Raw genomic sequence first — 22,237 nt, 5'->3', positions numbered from 1 at the left:
CGGACGGACCGCTTCCCACCGCATCCATCGTTTTCGTGGAGCCGCCATGACCTCGTTGTCGGAATTCGGGGCGATCTTCGCCATGCAGGGCTTCAACGGCCTGTCGTTCTTCTGCGTGCTGCTGCTGATGGCACTGGGGCTAGCCATCATCTTTGGGCAGATGGGCGTGATCAACATGGCCCACGGCGAGTTCCTCACCATCGGCGCGTACACCACGTACCTGCTGTCGACGCTCACCGCCAGCTACGCGCCAGCACTGCAGCCGTACTACTTCTTCGCAGCCGTGCTGCTGTCGTTCGTACTGGCAGCGGCCATCGGTTACGTAGTCGAGCGGCTGATGATCTCGCGGCTTTACAACCGCCCGCTCGACACGCTGCTCGCCACGTGGGGCCTGAGCCTCGCCATGCAGCAGGCTTTCCGCTCCATCTTTGGGGCCAAGGAGGTCAGCCCGGCGCTGCCCGACTGGCTGATGGGGTCGGTCTCGCCAGGCGGCGGCATCGATATCCCGATCAACGGCCTATTCGTGATGGCGCTGACCACGCTGCTGACCGGTGCGCTGTTCCTCCTGCTGTTCCGCTCCCGCTGGGGCCTGCAAGTGCGTGCCACGGTGCAGAACCGCGTGATGAGCGGTGCGGTCGGCATCGACACGCGGCGCGTCGACCGCATGACGTTCGCACTGGGTTGTGGCGTGGCCGGGGTGGCGGGAGCAGCGTTCACCACTATCGGCTCGACTGGCCCGACATCGGGGTCGCTGTACATCGTCGACACCTTCCTGGTGGTGGTGTTTGGCGGCGCGCAAAGCCTGCTGGGCACCATCGCATCGGCCTTCACCATCGCCCAGACGCAATCGACCACCGAGTTCTTCCTCACAGGTTCGATGGCCAAGGTGCTGACGCTCTCGGCCGTGATCCTGATCCTGATGATGCGGCCCCAGGGGCTGTTCTCGGTCAAGGTCCGCAAATAAGGAGTCCGACATGAACCCCACGCTTCATTCATGGCTAGAGCGCAAGCGCGACTGGCTCGGCCTGGCCGTACTCTGCGCTGTCATCTTCGTCGTCATGCCGCTGGCGTTTGACGTGTTCCGCCTGAACCTGATCGGCAAATACCTCAGCTATGCCTTCGTGGCCGTCGGCCTGGTGCTGTGCTGGGGCTACGGCGGCATCCTGAGCCTGGGCCAGGGCGTGTTCTTCGGGCTCGGTGGTTATTGCATGGCGATGTTCCTCAAGCTGGAAGCCTCCGACCCGGTCAGCACCAAGATCCAGTCCACTCCCGGCATTCCCGACTTCATGGACTGGAACCAGTTGACCGCCCTGCCGTTGTTCTGGGAGCCGTTCCGCCACTTCGGCTTCGCGGTGGTCGCAGTGGTGTTGGTGCCCACGCTGCTTGCGTTGCTGATCGGCATCGCCATGTTCAAGCGGCGCGTGGGCGACGTGTATTTCTCCATCGTCACGCAGGCCATCGCGGCGATCCTGTCGATCCTCATCATCGGGCAGCAGGGCTGGACGGGCGGTGTCAACGGCATCACCGATCTGAAGACGCTGCTCGGCTGGGACATCCGCACCGACTCCGCCAAGCTGATCCTGTACTTCGTGACCGCCGGCCTGCTGGTGGGCTGCATCGTGCTCGGACGCTTCATCCTGCGTTCCAAACTCGGCCGCCTGCTCATGGCGATGCGCGACAAGGAAGAGCGCGTGCGCTTCTCCGGTTACGACGTCGCCAGCTTCAAGGTGTTCGTGTTCTGCGTGGCGGCGGCCATGTCGGCCATCGGCGGGGCGATGTTCACGCTGCAGGTGGGCTTCATGTCGCCGTCGTTCGTCGGCATCGTTCCGTCGATCGAGATGGTGATCTATGCCGCAGTGGGCGGACGCCTGTCGCTGCTCGGCGCGGTCTACGGCACGCTGCTGGTCAATTTCGGCAAGACGTATTTCTCCGAGTCCTTCCCGCAGCTGTGGCTGTTCCTGATGGGCGGCCTATTCATTGCGGTGGTCATGTACTTCCCCAACGGTCTGGCCGGCCTGTACGACAGCCACGGCCGCAAATGGATCGCACGGCTGCTGCAAGGCCGTCGCGCAGCGGCAAAACCGGCGCCCGGCGCCACCGCGCAAGGTTAAACCCGGAGACCATCATGACCCAACCGATCGGCGTGGAAATGCCCAAGCCCGTGCTGGCGATCGAAGACCTGACGGTGTCGTTCGATGGCTTCAAGGCGGTGGACAGCCTGAACCTGTACGTAGACCGCAACGAAGTGCGCGTGGTGATCGGCCCCAACGGCGCCGGCAAGACCACGGTGCTGGACCTGATCTGCGGAAAGACGCGCGCCACCTCCGGCAGCATCCGCTTCAACAACCTGGAGCTGACGAAGATGCGCGAGCACGACATCGTGCGCTCGGGTGTCGGCCGCAAGTTCCAGACCCCCTCCATCTACGAAAACCTGACGGTGTTCGAGAACCTGGAGATGTCATTCCCGCGCGGGCGCAAAGTGCTCGGCGCGCTTGCTTTCCGCCGCACGCCCGACGTGGTGGAGCGCGTGGAAGCGGTGGCCCGCGACATCTTCCTGCACGACCTGCTGCACCAGCAGGCAGACCTGCTCTCGCACGGGCAAAAGCAGTGGCTGGAGATCGGCATGCTGCTCATGCAGGAGCCGGAACTCGTGATGCTGGATGAACCCGTTGCCGGCATGAGCGTGTCGGAGCGGGAGAAAACCGCGGAACTGCTCGGCCGCATCAGCCAGGGCCGCTCGGTGCTCGTCATCGAGCACGACATGGAGTTCGTCAAGAGCATCGCCCACCGCGTGACCGTGCTGCACCAGGGCAAGGTGCTGGCCGAGGGCAGCATGGATGCGGTGCAGGCCGACCCGAAAGTCATTGAAGTCTATCTGGGCCATTGAGCCCCGGAGCCGCACATGTTCAACGTGACCGACCTCGTTTCCGGATACGGCCAGAGCCAGGTGCTCCATGCCCTGAACCTGCAGGTGGCACCGCAGGAGATTGTGGCCGTGATGGGCCGCAACGGCATGGGAAAAACCACGCTGTTCAAAACCCTGATGGGCATTCTTCCGACGCGCTCGGGCAGCGTGTCGATCGACGGCCAGGAACTGACGGCCCTGCCTTCTTTTCAGCGCGTGGCGCGCGGTATTGCCTACGTGCCGCAGGGTCGCATGATGTTTTCGAGCATGACCGTGCTGGAGAACATCCAGACCGGCTTGCCGGCGTCTGCCGGGGGGCGCGTTCCAGACGAACTGTATGCGCTGTTCCCCGTGCTGTACGACATGCGCGGGCGCAAGAGCGGGAACCTGTCGGGTGGCCAGCAACAGCAGCTCGCCATTGCCCGCGCACTGGCCACCAACCCGAAGGTCCTGCTGCTGGACGAGCCGACCGAGGGCATCCAGCCGTCGATCATCAAGGACATCGCGCGGGCGCTGAAGGAGATCCGCAAGCTCCGGCAGCTCACCATCATCGTGTCGGAACAGGTACTCAGCTTCACCCTCGATATCGCCGACCGCTTTCTCGTCATCGACAAAGGCCGCTTCGTCTACGAAGAAACGCGCGACAAGGTCGATGCCGCCACCATCAGCCGATACCTCTCGGTCTGACCCATCTTCACACCATAGGAGCAACCATGCGTCACGGGGACATTTCGAGCAGCCAGGACTGCGTTGGCGTGGCCGTCGTCAACTACAAGATGCCGCGCCTGCACACCCGAGCGGAGGTGCTGGAGAACGCGCGAAACATCGGCCGGATGCTGGTCGGCATGAAGCAAGGGCTGCCCGGGCTGGACCTCGTGGTGTTTCCCGAATACTCCACGCACGGGATCATGTACGACGCCGCCGAGATGTATGAGACGGCAGCCACGATCCCCGGCGACGAGACCGCCATCTTTGCCGCTGCATGCCGCGAGGCGAAGGTGTGGGGCGTGTTCTCGCTCACCGGCGAGCGTCATGAAGACCACCCCAACAAGGCGCCCTACAACACGCTCATCCTGATGAACGATCAGGGTGAAATCGTGCAGAAGTACCGCAAGATCATGCCGTGGTGCCCGATCGAAGGGTGGTACCCCGGTGGCTGCACCTACGTATCGGAAGGGCCCAAGGGCCTGAAGATCAGCCTGATCATCTGCGACGACGGCAACTACCCCGAGATCTGGCGCGACTGCGCGATGAAGGGCGCCGAGCTGATCGTCCGCTGCCAGGGATACATGTATCCGGCCAAAGAGCAGCAAGTGATGGTGTCCAAAGCCATGGCGTGGATGAACAACGTCTACGTGGCAGTCGCCAACGCGGCCGGCTTCGACGGCGTGTATTCGTATTTCGGGCACTCGGCCATCGTCGGATTCGACGGCCGCACGCTGGGCGAATGCGGCACCGAAGAGATGGGCATCCAGTACGCCGAGTTGTCGGTCGGCCTGATCCGCGATGCGCGCAAGCATCTGCAATCGCAAAACCATCTTTATAAGCTCCTGCACCGCGGCTACACCGGCACCATCAACTCGGGTGAAACACCCGAAGGCGTGGCCGCCTGCCCCTTCGATTTCTACAAGACCTGGGTGAACGATCCGGCTGCCGCGCGTGCGCAGGTGGAGGCCCTCACCCGCCGCACCGCCGGCACGCCCGAATGCCCCATCGATGGCATCCCCCACGCCTGACGCCACTTCCCTGAGGAGAAACCACCATGCAGCATTTCAAGATCCAGCCCGGCAAGCCGCTGGCAGAGCAGGCCGAACTCGGCCACAACCGCTGGCATCCGGACATCCCGTTCCTGTCCAAGGTCAAACCGGGTGAAGAGATCATCATCGAATCGCTGGATTTTCTCGACGCGCAGATTCGCGACGACGACAAGGTCGACGACGTGCGCGACGTCGACCTGACGCGCGCGCACCCACTCACCGGTCCCTTCTACATCGAAGGTGCGGAGCCAGGCGACCTGCTGGTGGTGGACCTGCTCGACATCAAGCCCGTCACGCCGATTGGTTTTTCGGGCGTGTTCGCGAAATCCAACGGCGGCGGCTTCCTGGCGGATTATTTTCCCGATGCCGACAAGGCCATCTGGGACCTGAAAGGCGTCTATGCCACATCGCGTCATATTCCCGGTGTCCGGCTGGCCGGCCTGACGCACCCGGGGTTGATGGGCTGCCTGCCCTCCCGCGAACTGCTGGACGAATGGAACCGCCGCGAGGCACCGCTGGCCGCCAAGGGCCTGGCCCAGCCGCCAGACCCGCGCACCGCAGTGCTGCGCGGCGTGTCCGGCGCCGAGTTCGATCGCATGGCAGGCGAGGCCGCGCGCACCGTGCCGCCGCGCGAGCACGGGGGCAACACCGACATCAAGGATCTGTCGATCGGCACCCGCATTTTCTTTCCCGTGTACGTCAAGGGGGCCGGCTTCTCGATGGGTGATCTGCATTTCTCACAGGGCGATGGCGAGATCGGCTTCTGTGGCGCAATCGAAATGGACGGTGCCACGCGCGTCGGCTTCGACCTCATCAAGGGCGGCATGGCCAAGTACAACCTGAGCGCGCCCATCTTCATGCCCAGCCCGGTCAAACCACGCTACGACCAGTGGCTGACCTTCGAGGGCATCAGCGTGGAAAACGGCACGAACTACTACCTGGATGCCACCGTCGCCTATCGGCAGGCATGCCTGAAGGCCATCGACTACCTCACTCACTTCGGCTTCACTGCCAGCCAGGCCTACATGCTGCTGACCGCTGCGCCGGTGGAGGGCCGCATCGGCGGCATCGTGGACATCCCGAACTGTGCGTGCACGGTGTCGATTCCCACTGCGATCTTCGATCAGGACATCACCCCCAAAGGCATGCTGAACGATAAGTCGCACTGGGGCCGCAAGCCAACCTGACGCCGATAACTGACGCGCGCCGGCCGCGGCGTGTACCGCTGGGCCGGCACATCAATGGAGCCATCCATGCCGCTATATGACATCCGCTGTACCGCTTGCGAGGGCATTTTTGAACGCCTGATTCCCGCCGCGCAACTGCGGGCGCCCACGCCCTGCCCGTATTGCGGCGAAGAGACACCTGCCGCCCCCATGCCAACGGGCGGGCGTGTGGCCCTGCGCTCGGTTGCCCGCTGGCAGCCCAGTTCGCTACACGAGCAGTTGGCAGGCAAGCCCGTCACCGGGCCGGGCTCTGCCAGCGGCTCGGGCCACCGCAACAGCGTGCTGCATGTCTGCGGCGGCAAGCACTGCTCGATCTGTGGTGTGTAGCATCAGACGCCCGCCAGCGCGGTCGCCTCCACTTCCACAGCCAGGCCGTAATGCAGCGTCGGCACCGGCACCACGGCGCGGGCCGGCCGTAACTCGCCGATCCACGCACGGTAGAGGGCGTCGAAGGCGGGCCAGTGCGTTTCCATGTCGGTCACGTACACGCGCACCTGCACCAGACGCGAGCGGTTGGTGCCAGCAGCGGCCAGCACCGCGTCGATGTTGGCCAGCACCTGCCGCACCTGCGTCTCGAACGGCGCGTCGACCAGCTTCTCGCCCGTGGGCGTGACCGGAATTTGCCCGGCCACGAACACGAAGCCGTTGGCGCAGACGGCGTGCGAGTAGTGCCCGGCGGGCGGGCGCAGGTCTGGCGCGTTGAGGTAGCGGGCGCCACTCATGCGCTCACTGCCTCACCCAGCACGAGCTTGGCGAAGAACTGCAAATCCACATTGCCGCCCGAGATCACCATGCCGACATGCTTGCCGCGCACATCCACCTTGTTGTTAAGCACGGCGGCGGCGGCCAGACAGCCGGTCGGTTCGACGACCATCTTCATGCGGCCGGCGAAGAACTGCATGGTGCGCACCAACTCCGCATCGCTCACGGTAACGATGTCGTCGACCAGCGCGCGGATCACGGCAAACGTGTAGTTGCCCAGATGCTGCGTCTGCGCGCCGTCGGCCAGCGTCTTGGGCGTATCGATATGGACGATCTCGCCCTTGCGGAAGCTCTGCTGTCCATCGTTGCCGGCCACGGGCTCCACGCCGATGATCTTGCATGCCGGGTTTAGCGTGCGCGCCGCCGTGGCACACCCCGAGAGCAACCCGCCGCCGCCCAACGGGGTGAGCAGCACGTCGAGCGGCCCCGCTTCTTCGATCAGTTCCTTGGCGGCCGTGCCCTGCCCGGCCATCACATGCGGATGGTCATACGGCGGGATCAGCGTGAGTCCGTGCTCTTCGGCCAGCTTACGGCCGATGGCCTCGCGGTCTTCGGTGTAGCGGTCGTAGAACACCACCTCGCCGCCGTAGCCGCGCGTGGCTTCCACCTTGATCGTGGGAGCGTCCTTGGGCATGACGATGACCGCGCGCATGCCCAGCAGCTTGGCCGACAGCGCGATGGCCTGCGCATGGTTGCCCGACGAAAACGTGATCACGCCGGCCTTGCGCTGTTCCGGCGTGAACTGCGACAGCGCGTTGTACGCCCCGCGAAACTTGAACGCACCCATGCGCTGGAAGCTCTCGGCCTTGAAGAACAGCTCGGCGCCGGTCATGGCGTTGGCAGTGCTGGAGGTGAGCACAGGCGTCTTGTGGGCGACGCCTTGCAGGCGGGCGTGCGCGGCAACAACGTCGTCGTAGGAAATGGGCAGGCTCATGGCGGGCTCAGGTTGAGGCGTTTTCGGGAAGGTAGGTGTAGACGGTGGAGCGCGCCACGCCCAGCGTTTGCGCGACTTCGGCCAGCGCGCGGCGCAAGTTCAGCAGGCCGCTGTCGGCCAGCTCGCGCATGGCCTCGCGGCGCTGGTCGAGCGTCAGGGCCATGGGCGTGGTGTTGCGCGCGGCGGCAAAGCGTTCCAGCGCGGCGCGCACGTCTTCCACGCGGCGCGACGTGAGGGATTCCGGCACCGGCGGCGCGGCCACATCAATACGCGTCAGTTGCGTGAGGCCAGCGGTCACGGCGCTCAGCATCGACACATCCATGTTCAGGCAGATGGCAGCCACGTAATCACCGTGGCTGTTCTTCAGGCCGATGGACGTGCTCTTGGCCGGCCGCCCGTCGGGAAACCGGTTGGCGTAGTTCTCGATGACCTCCGGGAAGCCTGGATCGGCCACGCGCGCCAGGCCCATCTCGGTAGCGGCGTCGCCCACCTGGCGGCCGGAAAGGTTGTTGGCGATAGCGACGACGGAATGGTCGGGATCGGTCAGGTCATGCAGCACGACCTCCACCAGCGGGGCGAGCGTCTTGCCCAGCGCCTCGACAATCTTGCGGCCTTCGCGCAGCAGGAGGTGGTTTTCTTCGGCGAGTGTCATGGCGCTGACAATACGTCAATTGCTGACATTTCGTCAACGCTCTATCTCTACAGTTGGCTCATGCCGCCATCGGCAATGATTTCCGCGCCGACAATGAAGGCCGATTCCGGCGCCGCCAGATGCAGCACCGTGGCGGCAATCTCGGCCGGCTGTCCGAAGCGGCCCAGCGGCACTTGGCCCTGAATCTGGGCGGCGGTGGCGGCCAGCGTGTCGGCATCCAGGCCCAGCTTGCCGTACAGGGGCGTCGCCACAGGGCCGGGGCTGACCACGTTCACGCGGATGCCCGAGCCGATCAGCTCACCCGACAGCGTCTTCGCCAGCGAGATCAGCGCCGCCTTGCTCGCCGCATACACCGACGAATTCGGCATGCCGATGTGCGCGTTGATCGAGCCATTGAGCACGATCGACGTGCCCGGGTTGAGGATGGGCAGCAGCGCCTGGATCTGGAAAAACGCACCCTTCACGTTGGCGTTGAAGGTAGCGTCCCACAGGGCTTCGTCCACCTCAGCCAACGATGCAAACCGGGCCATGCCTGCGTTGATAAAGACTGCGTCCAACCGCACACCGGCTTCGGTCAGTTGGCGGGCCAGGTCGCGCGCGGCGGCTGCGGTGCCGGTTTCATTGCGGATGGCGATGGCGTTGTTACCCAGCGTGGCGCGCGCCGTTTCCAGCACTGCTACATCACGGCCGGTGATGACCACACGTGCGCCTTCCTCCGCAAATGCCCGGGCGGCTGCCAAACCGATACCGCTGTTGCCGCCAGTGACCAGAACAGTCTTGCCTTCGAAGCGATTCATGATGCCCTCCAGTAGGAAAGTTGAACTTGAACAATCGCGTGACTGCAGTGTGGACGCGGGCTGGCGGTTTGCCATACGATCGGAACGATCGACACGTTCGAAGGAATTGCACATGTTGTCGAATGAAGAATTGGCCCTGCTGGAAGCCATTCGCCAGACGGGCAGCCTGTCGCGGGCGGCGGCACAACTGGGCAAGGCACCATCGACCGTGTCGTACGCGGCGCGGCAACTGGAGCAACGCTTCGATGCATTGCTGTTTGACCGGCGTCGCTATCGGCTGCAGCTCACGCGTGCCGGGCAACTCCTCACCGCAGAGGCTGCGCGGCTGGCGCAGGACGTGTCGCGTGTTACGCAGCGCGTGCGGCAGGTCGCCAACGGCTGGGAAGACCGGCTGTGGATCGTGACGGACGAGTTGCTGGAGTTCGAATCGCTCATGCCAGCCATGCATGCGTTTGATGCGCTGCAGTCGGGCGTGGCGCTGCGCATCACGCACGAGGTGCTGGCGGGCACATGGGAAGCGCTGCGCGACGGCCGTGCGGATCTCGTCATCGGCGCCACCAACGAGCCGCCGGCCATTCCCAACCTGGGGTGGTTCGAGCTTGGCGTGGTGGAGTGGGTGTTTGCCGTGGCGCCACGGCACCCGCTGGCGACCATCCAGGCGCCGCTTACGCGCGAGGAAATCGCCCGGCATCGCGCCGTGGTGGTGGCCGACTCAGCGCGCTCAACCGCAGGCCGCGCTTACGGCATGCTCGGCGGACAGCCGACATTGGCCGTACCCAGCATGCGCGCCAAGACGCTCGCACAGCGAGACGGCCTGGGCGTTGGCTGGTTGCCGAGGCACCGCGTGGCATCGCTGCTCGCGCGCGGCGAGCTGGTGGAAAAACGCACGGCAGACCCGCGCGAGCCGAACGTGCTCTACGTCGGCTGGCGCAGCGGCGATGGCGAGGGCCGCGCGCTTCAGTGGTGGCTTGAACAATTGCGCCAGCCACGTTTGGCCCAGCGCCTTGTGCAGGGTGTCGACAGCTTTGCCTGAAACCTCGCCCTGCCATGTCATCTCGCCTATGCTGGGACCGGTCGGCCGACAACTGACACACAAACCGCGCCAACTGTTGCGGAATGATCAACACCGGAGCATTTGTCTTCAGGCAAACCCTCGGTTTGGTCAACGCAAGCCCGGGCCTGGCGTTATTCGATTACGCACGTATCTCCGTGCCTCGTTGAGGGTCTCGACATGAAACTGTCTGCGTTGATGTTTTCGATGGGCGCGCTGGTGATGGGCTCGGCGTTTGCGCAGGGCACAGCGGCGCCTGCCACCGCACCGGCTGCAGCACCCGCCGCTGTCCATGCGGTCTGCAAAGACGGCACGCCTTACACCGGCGCAACGCTCAAGGGCGCCTGCCGCGGCCATGGCGGCGTCGACAAGAAAGCCAGCGCCGCCAGCGCACCGGCTGCCGCTGCGCCTGCTGCGGCCATGCCGACGGCACCGGCTGCAGCGCCGGCCACAGCACCAGCAGCCGCACCGGCCAAGCCGGCTGCCGCCATGCCTGCCAAGCCAGCAGCAGCGGCCACCGGTGCTGCCCCCGGTGGCGGCCCGGACAAGGTCTGGGCCAATTCCGGCACCAAGGTCTATCACTGCCCGGGTGACCGTTATTACGGCAAGACCAAGCAGGGCGAATATATGACCGAGGCCGACGCCAAGGCCCAGGGCATGCGCCCGAGCCACGGCAAGGCCTGCGCAAAGTAAGCCGCGCCAGGAGCGCATCCCTTACGCCGCGGCCCACCCGGGTCGCGGCGTATTCCTTTGTTGCTTCACCGTTTGTTGCCTCACCGCAGCGTTGTATGCCCCCCCGCTACGAACATCCCGCCACCGCCCTCCAGCACCCCGAGCACTACGTGCCGCTAGGCGAATCACCCCTGCCGCCGCGGCAGCGCATGCTGCGCGACGTCATCGCCGGATTCTCGATTGCGGGCCTGCTGCTGCCCGAAGCTGTTGCGTATGCGGGCATCGCCAGCCTGCCACCGCAGGCCGGCCTGATCGCGCTGCTCTCGGGGCTGGTGGTGTATGCGCTGGTCGGCTCGAGCCGCTTTGCCATCGTCTCGGCCACATCGTCGTCGGCCGCCGTGCTGTTTGCGACAGTGCTCTCGGAGCCGGGCACCAACGGCACGACGGCGCTCACGCTGGCGGCCGCGCTCATCATTGCCACGGGGCTGCTGTTCATCCTGGCGGGCATGGCCAGGCTGGGCGGCATGTCGGATTTCATCGCGCGGCCGGTGCTGCGCGGCTTCACATTCGGGCTGGCGCTGACCATTGCCATCAAGCAATTGCCGAAGATCCTCGACGTGGCCGTGCACCACGGCGATACGCCGCGCATGGCGCTAGACCTTGTAAGCGGCGCGGCCGGCGCCAACCCGTATAGCACCGCGCTGGGCGCCATCGCGCTCGCCTTGCTGTTCGGCCTTGGGCGATGGGGAGGCCGCATTCCGGCCACGCTCGTCGTCATCGTGCTGGCCATCGCGGCGGGCTACTGGTCTGACTGGCACGCCCATGGCATTGCGATGGTCGGCCATATCGACCTGCAGAACATCAGCTTTGGCGTGCCCAATCTCAGCCGCACAGCGTGGATGCAAAGCGCCGAACTGGGCTTTGCGCTCTTGCTCATCCTTTATGCCGAGTCGTACGGCTCGATCCGCAACTTCGCGCTCAAGCACGGCGACGGCATCTCCGCCAACCGCGACCTGGTGGCACTCGGCTGCGCCAACCTGCTCTCGGGCCTGCTGCACGGCATGCCGGTCGGTGCGGGGTATTCGGCCACGTCCGCCAACGAAGCGGCAGGCGCGCAGTCGCGGCTGGCCGGGCTCTGTGCGGCAGCCGTGGTGGCACTGATCGTGTGGCTGTTCCTGCCGCAGCTCGCGCGCATTCCCGAGCCGGTGCTGGCGGCCATCGTGATCTTTGCGGTCAGCCATTCGCTGCATCCGAGTGTGTTCAAACCGTACTGGACGTGGCACCGGGACCGCCTGGTCGTGATTGCCGCGCTGCTGGCCGTGCTGGTGCTGGGCGTGCTGCACGGGCTGCTGGCCGCCATTGGCGTGAGCCTGCTGCTGACACTTCGCAAGCTCTCGGAGCCCAACGTGAGCGTGCTCGGCCGCTTGCGTGAGAGCCACGATTTCGTGGATGTGTCCCTGCACCCGGAAGCCAAGGCGCTGCCCGGCGTGTTGATTGCGCGGCCGGAGGTGCCCCTGTTCTTCGCCAACACCGAGCGCGTGCTGGGCACGGTGCGCACGCTGCTGCGGGAGCCGCAAGAGCCTCCGCTGCACACTGTCATGCTCAGCCTGGAAGAATCCCCTGACGTGGACGGCTCGGCCATCGAAGCGCTGCGCATCTTTGCCGCCGAATGCGCGGCGCGCGGCCTGCAGTTGATGTTCGTACGGCTCAAGCCAAGAGCGCTGACCGCCCTGCAACGCGCCACGGACGACACGCTGCGGCCCGAGATGCTGCATGAGTTGAGCGTGGATGAGTGCGTGCAGTCATTGGCAACCAACGCAACGGCCGGCGCCGCCTAGCGCAGCGCGTCCACCGCACCCCAGACACCCGACTCGGCAGCCTCGCGCACGTAGTCGGCAAAGTCACGCGGCGCCCGGCCCAGCGCACGTTGCACGCCATCGGCCACATGCACATTGCGGCCGTCGAGCACTTCGGCAAACAACCCGCCCAGGAATTCTGCGAAGTCACGCGGCACGTAGTCGGAGAGCATGTCCACGTACGCGCCTGTCTCCATCGGCTGATAGTGGATGTTGCGGCCGAGGGCATCGCTCAGGATCTCGGTCACCTCGGCAAAGGTCAGCGCGCGCGGGCCAGTCAGTTCGTACAACTGGCCGATGTGGCGCGCATCGCTCAAGGCGGCGACGGCGGCGTCGGCCAGATCACCCGCATCGACAAACGGCTCGGCGACGTTGCCGGCAGGCAGCGCAATGACACCAGCCAGCACGGGCTCCAGCAGATGGCCTTCGCTGAAGTTCTGGTTGAACCAGCTTGCGCGCAGCAGCGTCCACGCAAGTCCGCTGTTCTGCACAATGGCCTCACAGCGCTGTGCGGCGGGCTCGCCCCGGCCGGAGAGCAGCACGAGGTGGCGCACGCCAGCCGCTTTGGCCACATCGACAAACGCAGAGATGGCAGCCTCGGCACCCGGCGCGGCGAGGTCGGGCTGGTAGGTGATGTAGACCCCGTCCATGCCGGCCAGCGCCGCCGACCAGGTGCTCGGGTCTTCCCAGTCGAAGGCCGGCGTGGCGTTGCGCGAACCCTCGCGGACGGTCACGCCGCGTGCGCGCAGGCCTTGGGCGACACGCGCACCGGTCTTGCCGGTAGCGCCCAGAACGAGGACGGAGGAAACGGGAGAGGATTGGACGATCGGCATGGCAGAACTCCTGGAGACGTTGCAGTGAAAGACTGCCTCCAGTATGGAAATCGGAGCCATTCCTGATGTGATCCGACGTCCGTGGTTACTGCTCGATCGTCCAGATCGGCGCACAATGTGCGCGTCGCTCGCCGGGAGCCACTCACATTCATGAACACGCCGCCACCCTGGACCCACATCGACCCGTTGGGCGAAGCGCTGCACTTCCTGCGCATGAGTGGTGTGTTTTATTGCCGCTCGGAGTTCTCCGCCCCGTGGGGGCTGGCTCTGCCGCCCATGCCCGACTGCATGATGCTGCATGTGGTCGCCAGCGGCCGCACCTGGCTGGAGCTGGACGGCGAAGCGCCCCGCCAGCTTGCCCCCGGTGACCTGGCCATCGTGCCGCGCGGCACCGGGCACCGGCTGACCAGCCAGCCGGGCGTGGCCTGCGCTGGCCTGTTCGACTTGCCGCGCGAGCTGATGAGCGAGCGCTACGAAGTGCTGCGCCACGGCGGCGGCGGCGAGCCCGCGCAGATGATCTGCGCCGCGGTTCGCTTCGGCCACCCCGCCGCGCAACGGTTGGCGGCACTGCTGCCGGCGGCGCTGTGCATCGACAGCCGCCAGTCGCCGCACGCACAGTGGATCGACCAGACGCTGCGCTTCATGGCCGCCGAGGCACGCACGCCGCAGCCCGGCGGCGAAACCATGGTGACGCGGCTGGCGGACATTCTCGTCATCCTCGCCATCCGCGATTGGATCGAGCGCGATCCGGCCGCGCGCAGCGGTTGGGTGGGGGCGTTGCAGGATAAGCAGATCGGCCGGGCGATGGCGCTGATCCACCGCGAGCCCGCGCGGGAATGGACGTTGGGCGCGCTAGCCAGCGAGGCCGCCATGTCGCGCTCGGCATTTGCCGCGCGCTTTACGCGGCTGGTAGGAGAACCCGCCATGCAGTACGTGGCTCGCTGGCGCATGCAGATCGCGCTGGGCTGGCTGCAGGAAGAGCGCCTGCCGCTGGCCGAAGCCGCCAACCGCCTGGGCTACCAGTCGGAGGCGGCGTTCAGCCGGGCGTTCAAGCGGTTCAACGGGATGACACCCGGGGCGGCACGACGCAGCCCCGCCCAGGAAGCGGCTTAGCGCGTAGCCGCCGGCCGGCTCGCGCCGTCGAGGATGATGCGCGCCAGCTTGGCGTAATCCCCATCGAAGTGGTGACCGCCGGGCAGCTTCACGAGCTGAACCTGCTTCGGGTCCAGGCCGGGGCAATTGGAATCCTTCTCATCCTTGCCGTAGATGCACATGCCCAGGCCTGTGGGCAGCTTCTGCACCTCGGGCAGGATCAACAACCCCGATGAACTGCTCGACATCCAGTTGGTCATGTGGAATTCAAAATCCGCACGCTTGCCCAGGCCCATCATCACGGCCAGCGCCACATGCTCGCGCGACGCGGCCGGCAACCTATTGACGATGAAGGGCAGCACGTCCGCGCCCTGCGAATAGCCGATCAGCAACACCTTGCCCTTCTTCCAGCGCGCGCCGTAGAAGCGCATCAGGCGGTCGATGTCGGCCGCAGCGGAGGCCGGCGTGCGCGGCGTCCAGAAGTAGCGCAGCGAATCGACGCCGACCACCGGCACACCCGACTTCGACAATGCGGCGGCCACTTCCTTGTCCAGCCCCGCCCAGCCGCCGTCACCCGACAGCAGCACGGCAAACAATTCCGATGACGTGCCGGGCTGCGCGGCAACCTCGATCACAGGCAGATCCGACACGGCTGCGGGCGGCGGCGGGGGCGGCGGCTTGCGCTGCGCGACGAGTCTGGCGAAGGCCGCCTTGAAAGGTTCGCTCTCGGTCACCGGAGGCACGTTGGTACCGCCCGGCGCGGCAGATTGCACGGCCGGCAAGGCGACCGATTGCGCGCCCGAGATCGTCTCGATAAAGGTGTGCGTGGCGCGCGCCTCGCACAGCGGGCCCGAGCGACGTGCGAATGAGGTCGGGTTGCTCGACTGCAGCACCACCCACGGCGCCGACAGCCTGGTGGCCGGCAGCAGCACAACGCCTGCGTTCTCGGGCGGCTTGGTGCGTTTGGCCGTGGTGCGGCTCTCGCTCATGCGGCGGCTGAAGTGCACGCCCTCACCCTTGCACAGCGGCTTGCGCAGCTCCAGCACCGGGCAGAACTCGATCGACATGGCTGCGGCAAAGATGTTGGGCCGCGCCTGCGCGATCATCGCGTAAGCCAGCGCGCCGCCTTCGTTATCGCCCACGAGAATGGGCGGGTAATAGCCCGGCACCTTCTCGTAGGCCTGCAGGAAGCGGCTGAAGTTTTCGAGGTCGCCATCGGGGAATGCGCAATCGCCCAGGTCGGCCTCCAGGCTGGCAAAAAGCGCGGGCGTGGACAGGCCCGCCACCAGCACACCCTGTGCCGCCAGCCCCTGCGCCATGCGCGAGGCCTCGGCGGTCCACCCCAGATCGCCCGAGAGCATCAGCACGACGGAGCGGATCTCGCCCTTGGGCTTGTAGACCGGTACGTCGCGAAATCGGCCGTGCGTGACAAACTCCGCAACGCCGGGAACGGCGGCCGGTGTGGCTGGCGCCACCACGGGCAGCGCCAGCACACCGCCATTGGCCGCCTTGTTGGCGGTGACTGCGGCCGCGCTCATCTGCAGGCGCGGCGGCATATCACCCTGCGGCGGGGCAGCCGTGACACCGCTGGCGCCCGTCATGCCGACGGGCGGCACCAGCACCGGGCCTTGCACCGGCGTGGGCTTGGGTGCGGAGGCGGCTGCCGGTGCATCGGCAGCCGTGGCCCAGTGGCTACCCAGGCTGGAGGCGATGGCCATGCCGATTGCAGCCAGACGCCAACCCCACCAGCCGTGCCATCCACTGCTGTTCACTCCCCTGTGCCGCGCCTCTTGCGTGCGCGGTGCGTGGCCATTCATTTGGAGATCACTCCCTTCAACCCGCCGCCGATCAGCGCGGCAACGTCCGTTAATGTGAATAGCGGCGCCAACCCGCCGCGTGCGAGCAGGTAGCGGGCTTCCCACACCGGTTCGAACTTGTCCTTGAAATTGCGCAGCCCTCTGAAATTGTAGAAGCGCGCGCCGTGGCGGAACATCATCCGTCCGAAGCGGTGCCAGCGCGGCGCAAGCTGATGCTCAACCATGCCCGACATCGGCGCCATGCCCAGACCGAAGCGCTGGTAGCCCTCGGCCTGGAAGTGCAGGATCAGCTTGCCGAACAGGAAATCCATGGTGCCGGGCGGTACGCTGGCGCGCTGGCGCATGAGGTCCACGCTGGCTTCAATGCGCAGCACATCGGGGCACATCAACGTGGCGAAGGCGAGGATGGCGCCTTCGCGGCGCACGATGGCCACCGGCTGGCTCATCACGTAGCGGTCTTCAAATGCACCGAGCGAGAAGCCTTTCTCGCGCGCGTTCTGGTTGCGCAGCCATTCGTCGGAGATGGCGCGCAGCTCTTCGAGCACAGCCGGCACGCCCTCCGTCGGCACGATCTCGAAGGAAAGCCCTTCGCGCTCGCCGCGCGTCACGCCATGGCGCAGGTTGGCACGGCGCGAGCCCTTGAGGCTGAATTCGGGCAGCGACACATACGCCTCTTCACCCAGCTTGTAGGCGCGCAAGCCGGCATCGAGGTACAGCGGCAGCGTCTGCGGGCGCGTCTTGTAGAACGCGGCGCGGCCACCGTGCGCATCGGCCAGTTCGATGAAGCGCCAGATCAGTTCGGGCCACTCCCCCTGCGCGCCCACGGGGTCGGACAGCGCCACCCACGAGCGCCCCTGCTTGGCATACATGATGAAAGCGTTGCCCGACGGCGAGAACAGCAGGCTCTTGTCGCCCATCAGCGCCAGCGTGGCATCGGCGGCGGGCTGCTTGCGGATGATCTCGGCCGCGCGTGCAAGCTCTTCGGCGCTCGGGCAAGTGGTCACGCCCGGCTCGCGGCGGAAGAGCTGCCACATGCCGAAGCCGAGCCCGGTGACGGCCACCGCCATCAGCGCACGGATGGAACGCGGTGCATCGCCGTCGAAGGTGAACTGCCACCAGAGCTGATTGGCGTAAGCGACTTCACGGTAGGCGAAGAACAGAATCCACACGCAGGCCGCAAACACGCACGCCATGGCAATCAGCCAGCCGGGCTCCAGCCGCTGCGAGAACAGCGACGACGGCCGGTCGAACTGCCGCCGCGAGATGATCAGCAGCACCGCCAGCGTAACCAGCACCACCATTTCCGACACGGCAATGCCCTTGGGCAGCGCCAGCACGCCCGTGAGCAGCGACAGCACCAGCGCCGCCCACCACGCGGCATCCAGCCGGTGCAGCAACCCACGGGCGACAAACAGCATGACGAGACCCGCCACGCTGCCGATCATGTGCGAGGCTTCCACCACGAACAGCGGCACATGCATGCGCAGGAGATCTTCGGCTTCGTCGCTGGCCGGGGTCATGCCGGAGACGAGCAGCATCACGCCCGCCACCATGGTCAGCGCAGCCAGCAGACCGGGCGACAGCTTGACCGCCGCGCGGCCGAATGGTGCCCCCGCCCCCGAGCGCAGTTCAAACACGCCCAGCATGGCGGCGGCCACCACCAGCGGCAGCAGGAAGTAGATGGCGCGGTAGAACAGCAACGCGGCCAGCACTTCGGCCGGCGGTGCGTGGCCGCTGCAGCCAAGCAGGATGACGGCCTCGAACACCCCCAGGCCACCCGGGCTCTGGCTCAACACGCCCAGCGTGACGGCCAGTGCATAGAACGCGACAAAGGTGGGCAGGTCGACCGCACCCGCCGGCATCAGCACCCAGAGCGCCGCCGCCGCCGCGCTCAGGTCCGCCGCAGAGATGGCGAACTGGCGTGCGGCCAGCCCCGGCGGCGGCGGGCGGATTTCCCACCGTCCGAACAGCGTGACGTGACGCCGCCGCATGCACAGCGCCAGCACCGCGATCACTCCTGCCAGCACCAGCAGCGCAACCGCTTCGAGCAGCGAGGCCGGCAGGTGCGTCATGGCAGCAATGTGGGACGCCCCCCACAACAGCCCGACCGAGCCGAACGCCGTGGTGGACACGCCCAGCGCGCTGGCGTCAAAGGCCACCGCCTCGGTCACGCGGGCCGCATCGAGGCCGGCCGCCGTGTACAGGCGCGCACGCACCGACCCGGCCGTCAGCGAACCGAGGCCGACAGTGTTGCCCAGCGCATAGGCGATGAACGATGTGGTGGCGACCGTGGCCGGCGCCACGCTCGCGCCGACATAGCGCAGGCCGGAAGCATCGTAGCCGGTCAGGGCGAGATAACTCGCAGCGGTGGCCAGGATAGCCAGCCACAGGTGCGAGCGCGGCGTGTTCTGCAGTGCGGCGACCAGGTCGGCGTAATGCACGTCGTCGAGCAACGCATACAGGCTGTCAAACACCAGCGCACCGAGGATCAACACGATGCCGGTCACGATCCAGCCGCCCAGGCCGAAGCCGGAATCAGGGCGCGCATCCGCACGCGAGGTGGCGGCAGGCGCGGCAGAAGTGGCGCCGTCGGCGGGCGCGGCGCGGTTGGTCGGACTGGCCGGGCCGGTCGACGATCGGCGCGGTTGTTGACTGGCGTCGTTTGACGCAGCGTCAGGCATGGTGAAAAACGATATCCCGCTGGCTAGGGCGACGCCCCCGCCCTGGCCCTGGATGGCAGATGGCGGAGGCTGGCGCGGTACCTTGGACGAACCCCGAGACGCGCTGGCGGAAGACGGCGGCAAGCAAAACGCCCGGAGACCATCCCCCGGTCGACAGCCGAGGCCGCATGCGCGGCACCGACATCATGATTGGACCCGACTTGCCGGTGCTGGCTTGTTGTCGTCCTGGCCGGAACCGCTTCCGACCGGCGCACCGGTTTCCCTCGCGTGTTCGCGCGTGCTGGATTCGCACGTTGTTTATGGTGCTACGCAATACGGTCCGTCATAACAACCACCCGTCGGACCGTTCCGTTGACACGCAACCCGCATTTTACGGCCTGGGAGCAGCCCCCGGCGCTTTTGCTGGCGCTTTTGGCGACACCCCGTGCTTACCGGTATCGATGGATACCGGGTCGCTGGCAGGAAACGTTTCTTCCAGCCCCTCATCCAGCAGGGCCTCCTCATGCGAGTCGGACCCGGGCGGTTGCGAGTTGGCGGGCGTGGGGCTGGGGGTGGACGAAGCGCGATCGTCGGGCATGACATTCTCCAAGGATGCTTACCCAGAATAGGCAAAGGGGGCGTAACAGGGGTCATTGGCGAATATCTGCCGGCTGCCCATATGCATGCGGCGCGAACCCTACTCAGCTACGGTTCAGCAAGCCATGCGCCTGAGGCGCTAACCGCCTTGATCAGAATCAGCACCAATACCACACGCAAACGATTGCTAACCCGACAAACGCGCTAGGCGATATTGCGAAGCCAAGTGGAGTTCGGTACACAATTCAACACAGCGATTTCAATCTTTTTACAATTACGCGCATGCCGTTACAGCGCGCCATCAGCGCCTTCCTGCGGCGCTCGCCCCTGCTGATCGTTGGTGCCTCGGCACTGTCGCTGGCGCAGACCGCATTGACAGCCCTGTCACTCTGGGAAATGCGCGTCGACGCGCTGGCCCTTGGCGAGCCCAACGAAGGCAGCACGCACGGCAAGCTCACGAAGAGCATCGGCGTGGCCGTGCACCCGGGCATCGTCACGGCAGACGACACGCTTCCGGCATGTCGCCGCGCGAAACCCGCATGCTGGCGCACGAAGGCCGTGCCGCCGCCCTGCCCTTCATGCAGCACAAGGATTGGCGGACCTGGCTCACACAGATGCGCTGAAACCTGGCGGCTCGCCTAACAGGCTCACGTCCCCACATAACCCACCTCCTGTGCGCGTCTGCCCTGAGACGCGCTGACAGGTTCTCGCGACGGCCGCACCAATCCGCGGCCAGCTCCGCATTCTTAGTTGAATCCTCCACAGCGCGCATGCGAGCATCCGGCCCGACCTGATCGGCGCCCATGCGTCTGCGGCGAGCACGATTTCGTGCGCTCTCTTCGCCCGACAGGTCCGGAAAATGATGGACATACCGTCCTTTGCACAACACACAACGCATAACGCATAACGACAAACGGGGGTCTCGTGAAGAGCATTACGGGGAAAACGCTGGTCTTGACGCTCCTTGCCGCTGCGGCTCTGACTGCATGCGGTGGCGGAGATTCGCCAAGCAGCACTGCAAGCAATGCCGGCAACACCGGCGGCAACACGCCGGCATCGGGCTGCGCGGAAACCGGCGTCGACGTCAAGTACGCGTGCCAGACCGGCAGCACCGAGCCGCTTTACGCCTACCAATGGGCGCTCAAGCAGGCCACGAGCTTCTTTGCCGCGTTCGGCCTGGTCGCCAACAGCACGACTGACCTCGACGTGGAAGATGCGCACACCGCCGGCATCAAGGGCCAGGGCGTGAACGTGCTGGTGCTGGATGACGGTGTCGACATTCGCAACGAAGACCTGTCGGCCAACGTCAATACGTCGATGACGTACAACTTTGACGACGGCATGAGCGACCCGACGCCGGCGAATATTCCGGCCAACATCATCGACGCGCACGGCACCAACGTGGCCGGCATCATCGCCGCAGCGCAGAACGGCAAGGGTGTCATGGGCATTGCCCCGCGTGCGACGCTGGGCGGCGCACGCTACATCGACGCGGCCAACCCGGACACCAATGCAGCCTATGGTGGCGCTGACTGGTCGAAGAACGCTCACATCATCAATGCATCGTACGGGGCAAATCCGCCTGCGCCCCTGGAGTACGACACGGCAACGTCTACGCAGGCGGCGGTGCGCGCCTTCCCGAACCTGCGCAACGGCCTGGGCCTGGTCATGCTGAAGGCCTCCGGCAACGAGTATGAGAGCATCAACGACGGCCCCACGCTACCACCGCGAACCTGTCCCGGCGTGGGCAACAGCGGCATGATCGGCTGCGAAAACCCAGCCAACGACCCCGAGGCGCTCGAACCCGGCGTGATCGTGGTGGGGGCGGCCAATGCCATGGGCATCAAGTCGAGCTACTCGAACGCGGGTGCCGTCAACTGGATCACCGGTCTGGGCGGTGAATTCGGCAACGGCGGCAAGTACGGTGAAACCGGCAGCGGCCCGATGATCTTCTCGACCGATCTTTCCGGTTGCGCACGCGGCTACAGCCGCAACGGTGTCACTGGCCCGAATGATTTTGCCGTGGGCGGCTCGGCCACCAACATCAAGGACAACGCCAACTGCAACTACTCCAGCATGAACGGCACGTCGGCGGCCACGCCCACGCTGTCGGGCGTGGTGGCGCTGATGCTGGCCGCCAACCCCAACCTGACCTGGCGCGATGTGCGCGACATCCTGCGCGCTACCGCCCGCAAGATCGACCCCGACTACGGTAGCCGCGACGGCCGCAACGTCAGGATCGACCTGCGTACCGGCAATGCCACCGCAGATACCAGCGCCACGCTCACCGACGGCGCCACCACGGCCCGCCTGGACTACGGCTGGCAGACCAACGGCGCGGGCAACGCGTATTCAACCTGGTACGGCTTCGGCCTGGCCGATGCATCTGCTGCCGTCAAGATGGCCAAGGCGACCACCACCTACAGGCCGGCCGCGCTGTCGGTGCCGAATTTCGCGGCGGCCTTCGGCAACGTCAACCAGTTGAACTACGGCTCCGTGCAAAAGCTCGGCCAATTCAATGTGACGGGCGCTGACAAGGTGGATGCGCTGCAGTTGCGCGTCTCGGGCTCGGTCTGCGTCGGCAGCGTAGGCTTTTTCGTGAAGTCGCCGTCGGGCACGGTGTCGG

General features: G+C 66.0%; 20 protein-coding genes and 1 pseudogene. 13 read left to right on the top strand and 8 right to left on the bottom strand.

Features of this window, described 5'->3' with window-relative positions; genetic code table 11:
• Nucleotides 1-46 precede the first annotated feature (46 nt).
• From urtB to B4F51_RS22720, 7 genes are all read left to right on the top strand, one after another.
• Nucleotides 47-964, top strand: a complete 918-nt coding sequence (gene urtB, locus B4F51_RS22750; RefSeq protein ID WP_296229013.1) for an urea ABC transporter permease subunit UrtB — start codon at nt 47-49, stop codon at nt 962-964.
• Between the two features lie 94 nt (nt 965-1,058).
• A complete protein-coding gene (gene urtC / locus B4F51_RS22745) occupies nt 1,059-2,111 on the top strand; it encodes an urea ABC transporter permease subunit UrtC (protein WP_392397889.1) in 1,053 nt (350 codons plus the stop codon).
• Nucleotides 2,112-2,125: 14 nt separating this feature from the next.
• Complete coding sequence (gene urtD / locus B4F51_RS22740; RefSeq protein WP_252693926.1) at nt 2,126-2,887, top strand: urea ABC transporter ATP-binding protein UrtD; 762 nt, start codon at nt 2,126-2,128, stop codon at nt 2,885-2,887.
• 15 nt (nt 2,888-2,902) lie between these two features.
• Entirely contained in the window at nt 2,903-3,592 is a 690-nt protein-coding gene (gene urtE / locus B4F51_RS22735; protein WP_296229012.1) for an urea ABC transporter ATP-binding subunit UrtE, read from the top strand.
• Between the two features lie 26 nt (nt 3,593-3,618).
• The gene (locus B4F51_RS22730; protein WP_253540377.1) at nt 3,619-4,641 is read left to right on the top strand and encodes an aliphatic amidase; all 1,023 of its coding nucleotides are present in this window, start codon (nt 3,619-3,621) and stop codon (nt 4,639-4,641) included.
• A gap of 26 nt (nt 4,642-4,667) precedes the next feature.
• Nucleotides 4,668-5,849 (top strand): formamidase, encoded by a 1,182-nt coding sequence (gene fmdA / locus B4F51_RS22725; RefSeq protein WP_296229011.1) that lies wholly within the window; start codon nt 4,668-4,670, stop codon nt 5,847-5,849.
• Nucleotides 5,850-5,915: 66 nt separating this feature from the next.
• Nucleotides 5,916-6,215 carry an FmdB family zinc ribbon protein gene (locus B4F51_RS22720; RefSeq protein WP_296229010.1) on the top strand — a complete coding sequence of 100 codons (300 nt, stop codon included), beginning with the start codon at nt 5,916-5,918 and terminating at the stop codon, nt 6,213-6,215.
• A gap of 2 nt (nt 6,216-6,217) precedes the next feature.
• On the opposite strand, the gene B4F51_RS22715 is transcribed toward B4F51_RS22720, so the two are convergent.
• Genes B4F51_RS22715 through B4F51_RS22700 form a run of 4 tightly spaced genes read right to left on the bottom strand, consistent with a single transcriptional unit; the run spans nt 6,218 to nt 9,033 of the window.
• Nucleotides 6,218-6,610, bottom strand: coding sequence for a RidA family protein (locus B4F51_RS22715; protein ID WP_296229009.1), 393 nt, complete (start codon nt 6,608-6,610; stop codon nt 6,218-6,220).
• Nucleotides 6,607-7,584, bottom strand: a complete 978-nt coding sequence (locus B4F51_RS22710; protein WP_296229008.1) for a threo-3-hydroxy-L-aspartate ammonia-lyase — start codon at nt 7,582-7,584, stop codon at nt 6,607-6,609. Before B4F51_RS22710 ends, B4F51_RS22715 begins: the two co-directional genes overlap by 4 nt.
• A gap of 7 nt (nt 7,585-7,591) precedes the next feature.
• Nucleotides 7,592-8,236, bottom strand: a complete 645-nt coding sequence (locus B4F51_RS22705) for a helix-turn-helix transcriptional regulator (protein ID WP_296229007.1) — start codon at nt 8,234-8,236, stop codon at nt 7,592-7,594.
• A gap of 47 nt (nt 8,237-8,283) precedes the next feature.
• Complete coding sequence (locus B4F51_RS22700; protein WP_296229006.1) at nt 8,284-9,033, bottom strand: SDR family oxidoreductase; 750 nt, start codon at nt 9,031-9,033, stop codon at nt 8,284-8,286.
• A 112-nt stretch (nt 9,034-9,145) separates the two neighbouring features.
• Between B4F51_RS22700 and B4F51_RS22695 the strand changes: the two genes are divergently transcribed.
• The 3 genes from B4F51_RS22695 to B4F51_RS22685 all read left to right on the top strand — a co-directional run bounded on the left by B4F51_RS22695 (nt 9,146) and on the right by B4F51_RS22685 (nt 12,594).
• On the top strand, nt 9,146-10,066 hold the full coding sequence (locus B4F51_RS22695) for a LysR family transcriptional regulator (protein WP_296229005.1): 921 nt from the start codon (nt 9,146-9,148) through the stop codon (nt 10,064-10,066).
• A 198-nt stretch (nt 10,067-10,264) separates the two neighbouring features.
• A complete protein-coding gene (locus B4F51_RS22690) occupies nt 10,265-10,777 on the top strand; it encodes a signal peptide protein (RefSeq protein WP_296229004.1) in 513 nt (170 codons plus the stop codon).
• Between the two features lie 95 nt (nt 10,778-10,872).
• Nucleotides 10,873-12,594: a SulP family inorganic anion transporter gene (locus tag B4F51_RS22685; protein WP_296229003.1), complete on the top strand. Its 1,722-nt coding sequence runs from the start codon at nt 10,873-10,875 to the stop codon at nt 12,592-12,594.
• Here B4F51_RS22685 and B4F51_RS22680 read toward each other — a convergent pair.
• Nucleotides 12,591-13,445, bottom strand: a complete 855-nt coding sequence (locus B4F51_RS22680; RefSeq protein WP_296229002.1) for an NAD(P)H-binding protein — start codon at nt 13,443-13,445, stop codon at nt 12,591-12,593. The genes B4F51_RS22685 and B4F51_RS22680 overlap by 4 nt on opposite strands.
• A 150-nt stretch (nt 13,446-13,595) precedes the next feature.
• Between B4F51_RS22680 and B4F51_RS22675 the strand changes: the two genes are divergently transcribed.
• On the top strand, nt 13,596-14,558 hold the full coding sequence (locus tag B4F51_RS22675) for an AraC family transcriptional regulator (protein ID WP_296229001.1): 963 nt from the start codon (nt 13,596-13,598) through the stop codon (nt 14,556-14,558).
• Here the strand turns inward: B4F51_RS22675 and B4F51_RS22670 are convergent.
• From B4F51_RS22670 to B4F51_RS22660, 3 genes are all read right to left on the bottom strand, one after another.
• Complete coding sequence (locus tag B4F51_RS22670) at nt 14,555-16,354, bottom strand: virulence factor family protein (protein WP_296229000.1); 1,800 nt, start codon at nt 16,352-16,354, stop codon at nt 14,555-14,557. The two genes, B4F51_RS22675 and B4F51_RS22670, sit on opposite strands and share 4 nt — an antisense overlap.
• On the bottom strand, nt 16,351-19,035 hold the full coding sequence (mprF, locus tag B4F51_RS22665; protein ID WP_296228999.1) for a bifunctional lysylphosphatidylglycerol flippase/synthetase MprF: 2,685 nt from the start codon (nt 19,033-19,035) through the stop codon (nt 16,351-16,353). The genes B4F51_RS22670 and mprF overlap by 4 nt, the downstream gene beginning before the upstream one ends.
• A gap of 370 nt (nt 19,036-19,405) precedes the next feature.
• The gene (locus B4F51_RS22660) at nt 19,406-19,612 is read right to left on the bottom strand and encodes a hypothetical protein (protein WP_296228998.1); all 207 of its coding nucleotides are present in this window, start codon (nt 19,610-19,612) and stop codon (nt 19,406-19,408) included.
• Nucleotides 19,613-19,893: 281 nt separating this feature from the next.
• On the opposite strand from B4F51_RS22660, the gene B4F51_RS22655 reads away from it, so the two are divergent.
• Complete coding sequence (locus B4F51_RS22655) at nt 19,894-20,253, top strand: hypothetical protein (protein ID WP_296228997.1); 360 nt, start codon at nt 19,894-19,896, stop codon at nt 20,251-20,253.
• A gap of 282 nt (nt 20,254-20,535) precedes the next feature.
• Nucleotides 20,536-21,819: pseudogene (locus tag B4F51_RS22650) on the top strand (S8 family serine peptidase); the annotation flags it as partial.
• Between the last annotated feature and the right edge of the window lie 418 nt (nt 21,820-22,237).

The sequence above is a fragment of the Ralstonia sp. UBA689 genome (assembly GCF_002298975.1).
Lineage (GTDB): Bacteria > Pseudomonadota > Gammaproteobacteria > Burkholderiales > Burkholderiaceae > Ralstonia.
The sequence above is the reverse complement of the archived record's forward strand: the minus strand, read 5'-3'. Positions and strand labels throughout refer to the sequence as shown.

What these genes read in the sequence shown, in the direction of transcription:
- B4F51_RS22680 (WP_296229002.1), bottom strand. Translation starts at nt 13,445, where the DNA reads ATGCCGATCGTCCAATCCTCTCCCGTTTCCTCCGTCCTCGTTCTGGGC.
- urtD (WP_252693926.1), top strand. Translation starts at nt 2,126, where the DNA reads ATGACCCAACCGATCGGCGTGGAAATGCCCAAGCCCGTGCTGGCGATC.
- B4F51_RS22690 (WP_296229004.1), top strand. Translation starts at nt 10,265, where the DNA reads ATGAAACTGTCTGCGTTGATGTTTTCGATGGGCGCGCTGGTGATGGGC.
- B4F51_RS22670 (WP_296229000.1), bottom strand. Translation starts at nt 16,354, where the DNA reads ATGAATGGCCACGCACCGCGCACGCAAGAGGCGCGGCACAGGGGAGTG.
- urtE (WP_296229012.1), top strand. Translation starts at nt 2,903, where the DNA reads ATGTTCAACGTGACCGACCTCGTTTCCGGATACGGCCAGAGCCAGGTG.
- B4F51_RS22720 (WP_296229010.1), top strand. Translation starts at nt 5,916, where the DNA reads ATGCCGCTATATGACATCCGCTGTACCGCTTGCGAGGGCATTTTTGAA.
- urtC (WP_392397889.1), top strand. Translation starts at nt 1,059, where the DNA reads ATGCCGCTGGCGTTTGACGTGTTCCGCCTGAACCTGATCGGCAAATAC.
- urtB (WP_296229013.1), top strand. Translation starts at nt 47, where the DNA reads ATGACCTCGTTGTCGGAATTCGGGGCGATCTTCGCCATGCAGGGCTTC.
- B4F51_RS22685 (WP_296229003.1), top strand. Translation starts at nt 10,873, where the DNA reads ATGCCCCCCCGCTACGAACATCCCGCCACCGCCCTCCAGCACCCCGAG.
- B4F51_RS22705 (WP_296229007.1), bottom strand. Translation starts at nt 8,236, where the DNA reads ATGACACTCGCCGAAGAAAACCACCTCCTGCTGCGCGAAGGCCGCAAG.
- B4F51_RS22675 (WP_296229001.1), top strand. Translation starts at nt 13,596, where the DNA reads ATGAACACGCCGCCACCCTGGACCCACATCGACCCGTTGGGCGAAGCG.
- B4F51_RS22695 (WP_296229005.1), top strand. Translation starts at nt 9,146, where the DNA reads ATGTTGTCGAATGAAGAATTGGCCCTGCTGGAAGCCATTCGCCAGACG.
- B4F51_RS22700 (WP_296229006.1), bottom strand. Translation starts at nt 9,033, where the DNA reads ATGAATCGCTTCGAAGGCAAGACTGTTCTGGTCACTGGCGGCAACAGC.
- B4F51_RS22660 (WP_296228998.1), bottom strand. Translation starts at nt 19,612, where the DNA reads ATGCCCGACGATCGCGCTTCGTCCACCCCCAGCCCCACGCCCGCCAAC.
- B4F51_RS22655 (WP_296228997.1), top strand. Translation starts at nt 19,894, where the DNA reads ATGCCGTTACAGCGCGCCATCAGCGCCTTCCTGCGGCGCTCGCCCCTG.
- B4F51_RS22710 (WP_296229008.1), bottom strand. Translation starts at nt 7,584, where the DNA reads ATGAGCCTGCCCATTTCCTACGACGACGTTGTTGCCGCGCACGCCCGC.
- B4F51_RS22715 (WP_296229009.1), bottom strand. Translation starts at nt 6,610, where the DNA reads ATGAGTGGCGCCCGCTACCTCAACGCGCCAGACCTGCGCCCGCCCGCC.
- fmdA (WP_296229011.1), top strand. Translation starts at nt 4,668, where the DNA reads ATGCAGCATTTCAAGATCCAGCCCGGCAAGCCGCTGGCAGAGCAGGCC.
- B4F51_RS22730 (WP_253540377.1), top strand. Translation starts at nt 3,619, where the DNA reads ATGCGTCACGGGGACATTTCGAGCAGCCAGGACTGCGTTGGCGTGGCC.
- mprF (WP_296228999.1), bottom strand. Translation starts at nt 19,035, where the DNA reads ATGCCTGACGCTGCGTCAAACGACGCCAGTCAACAACCGCGCCGATCG.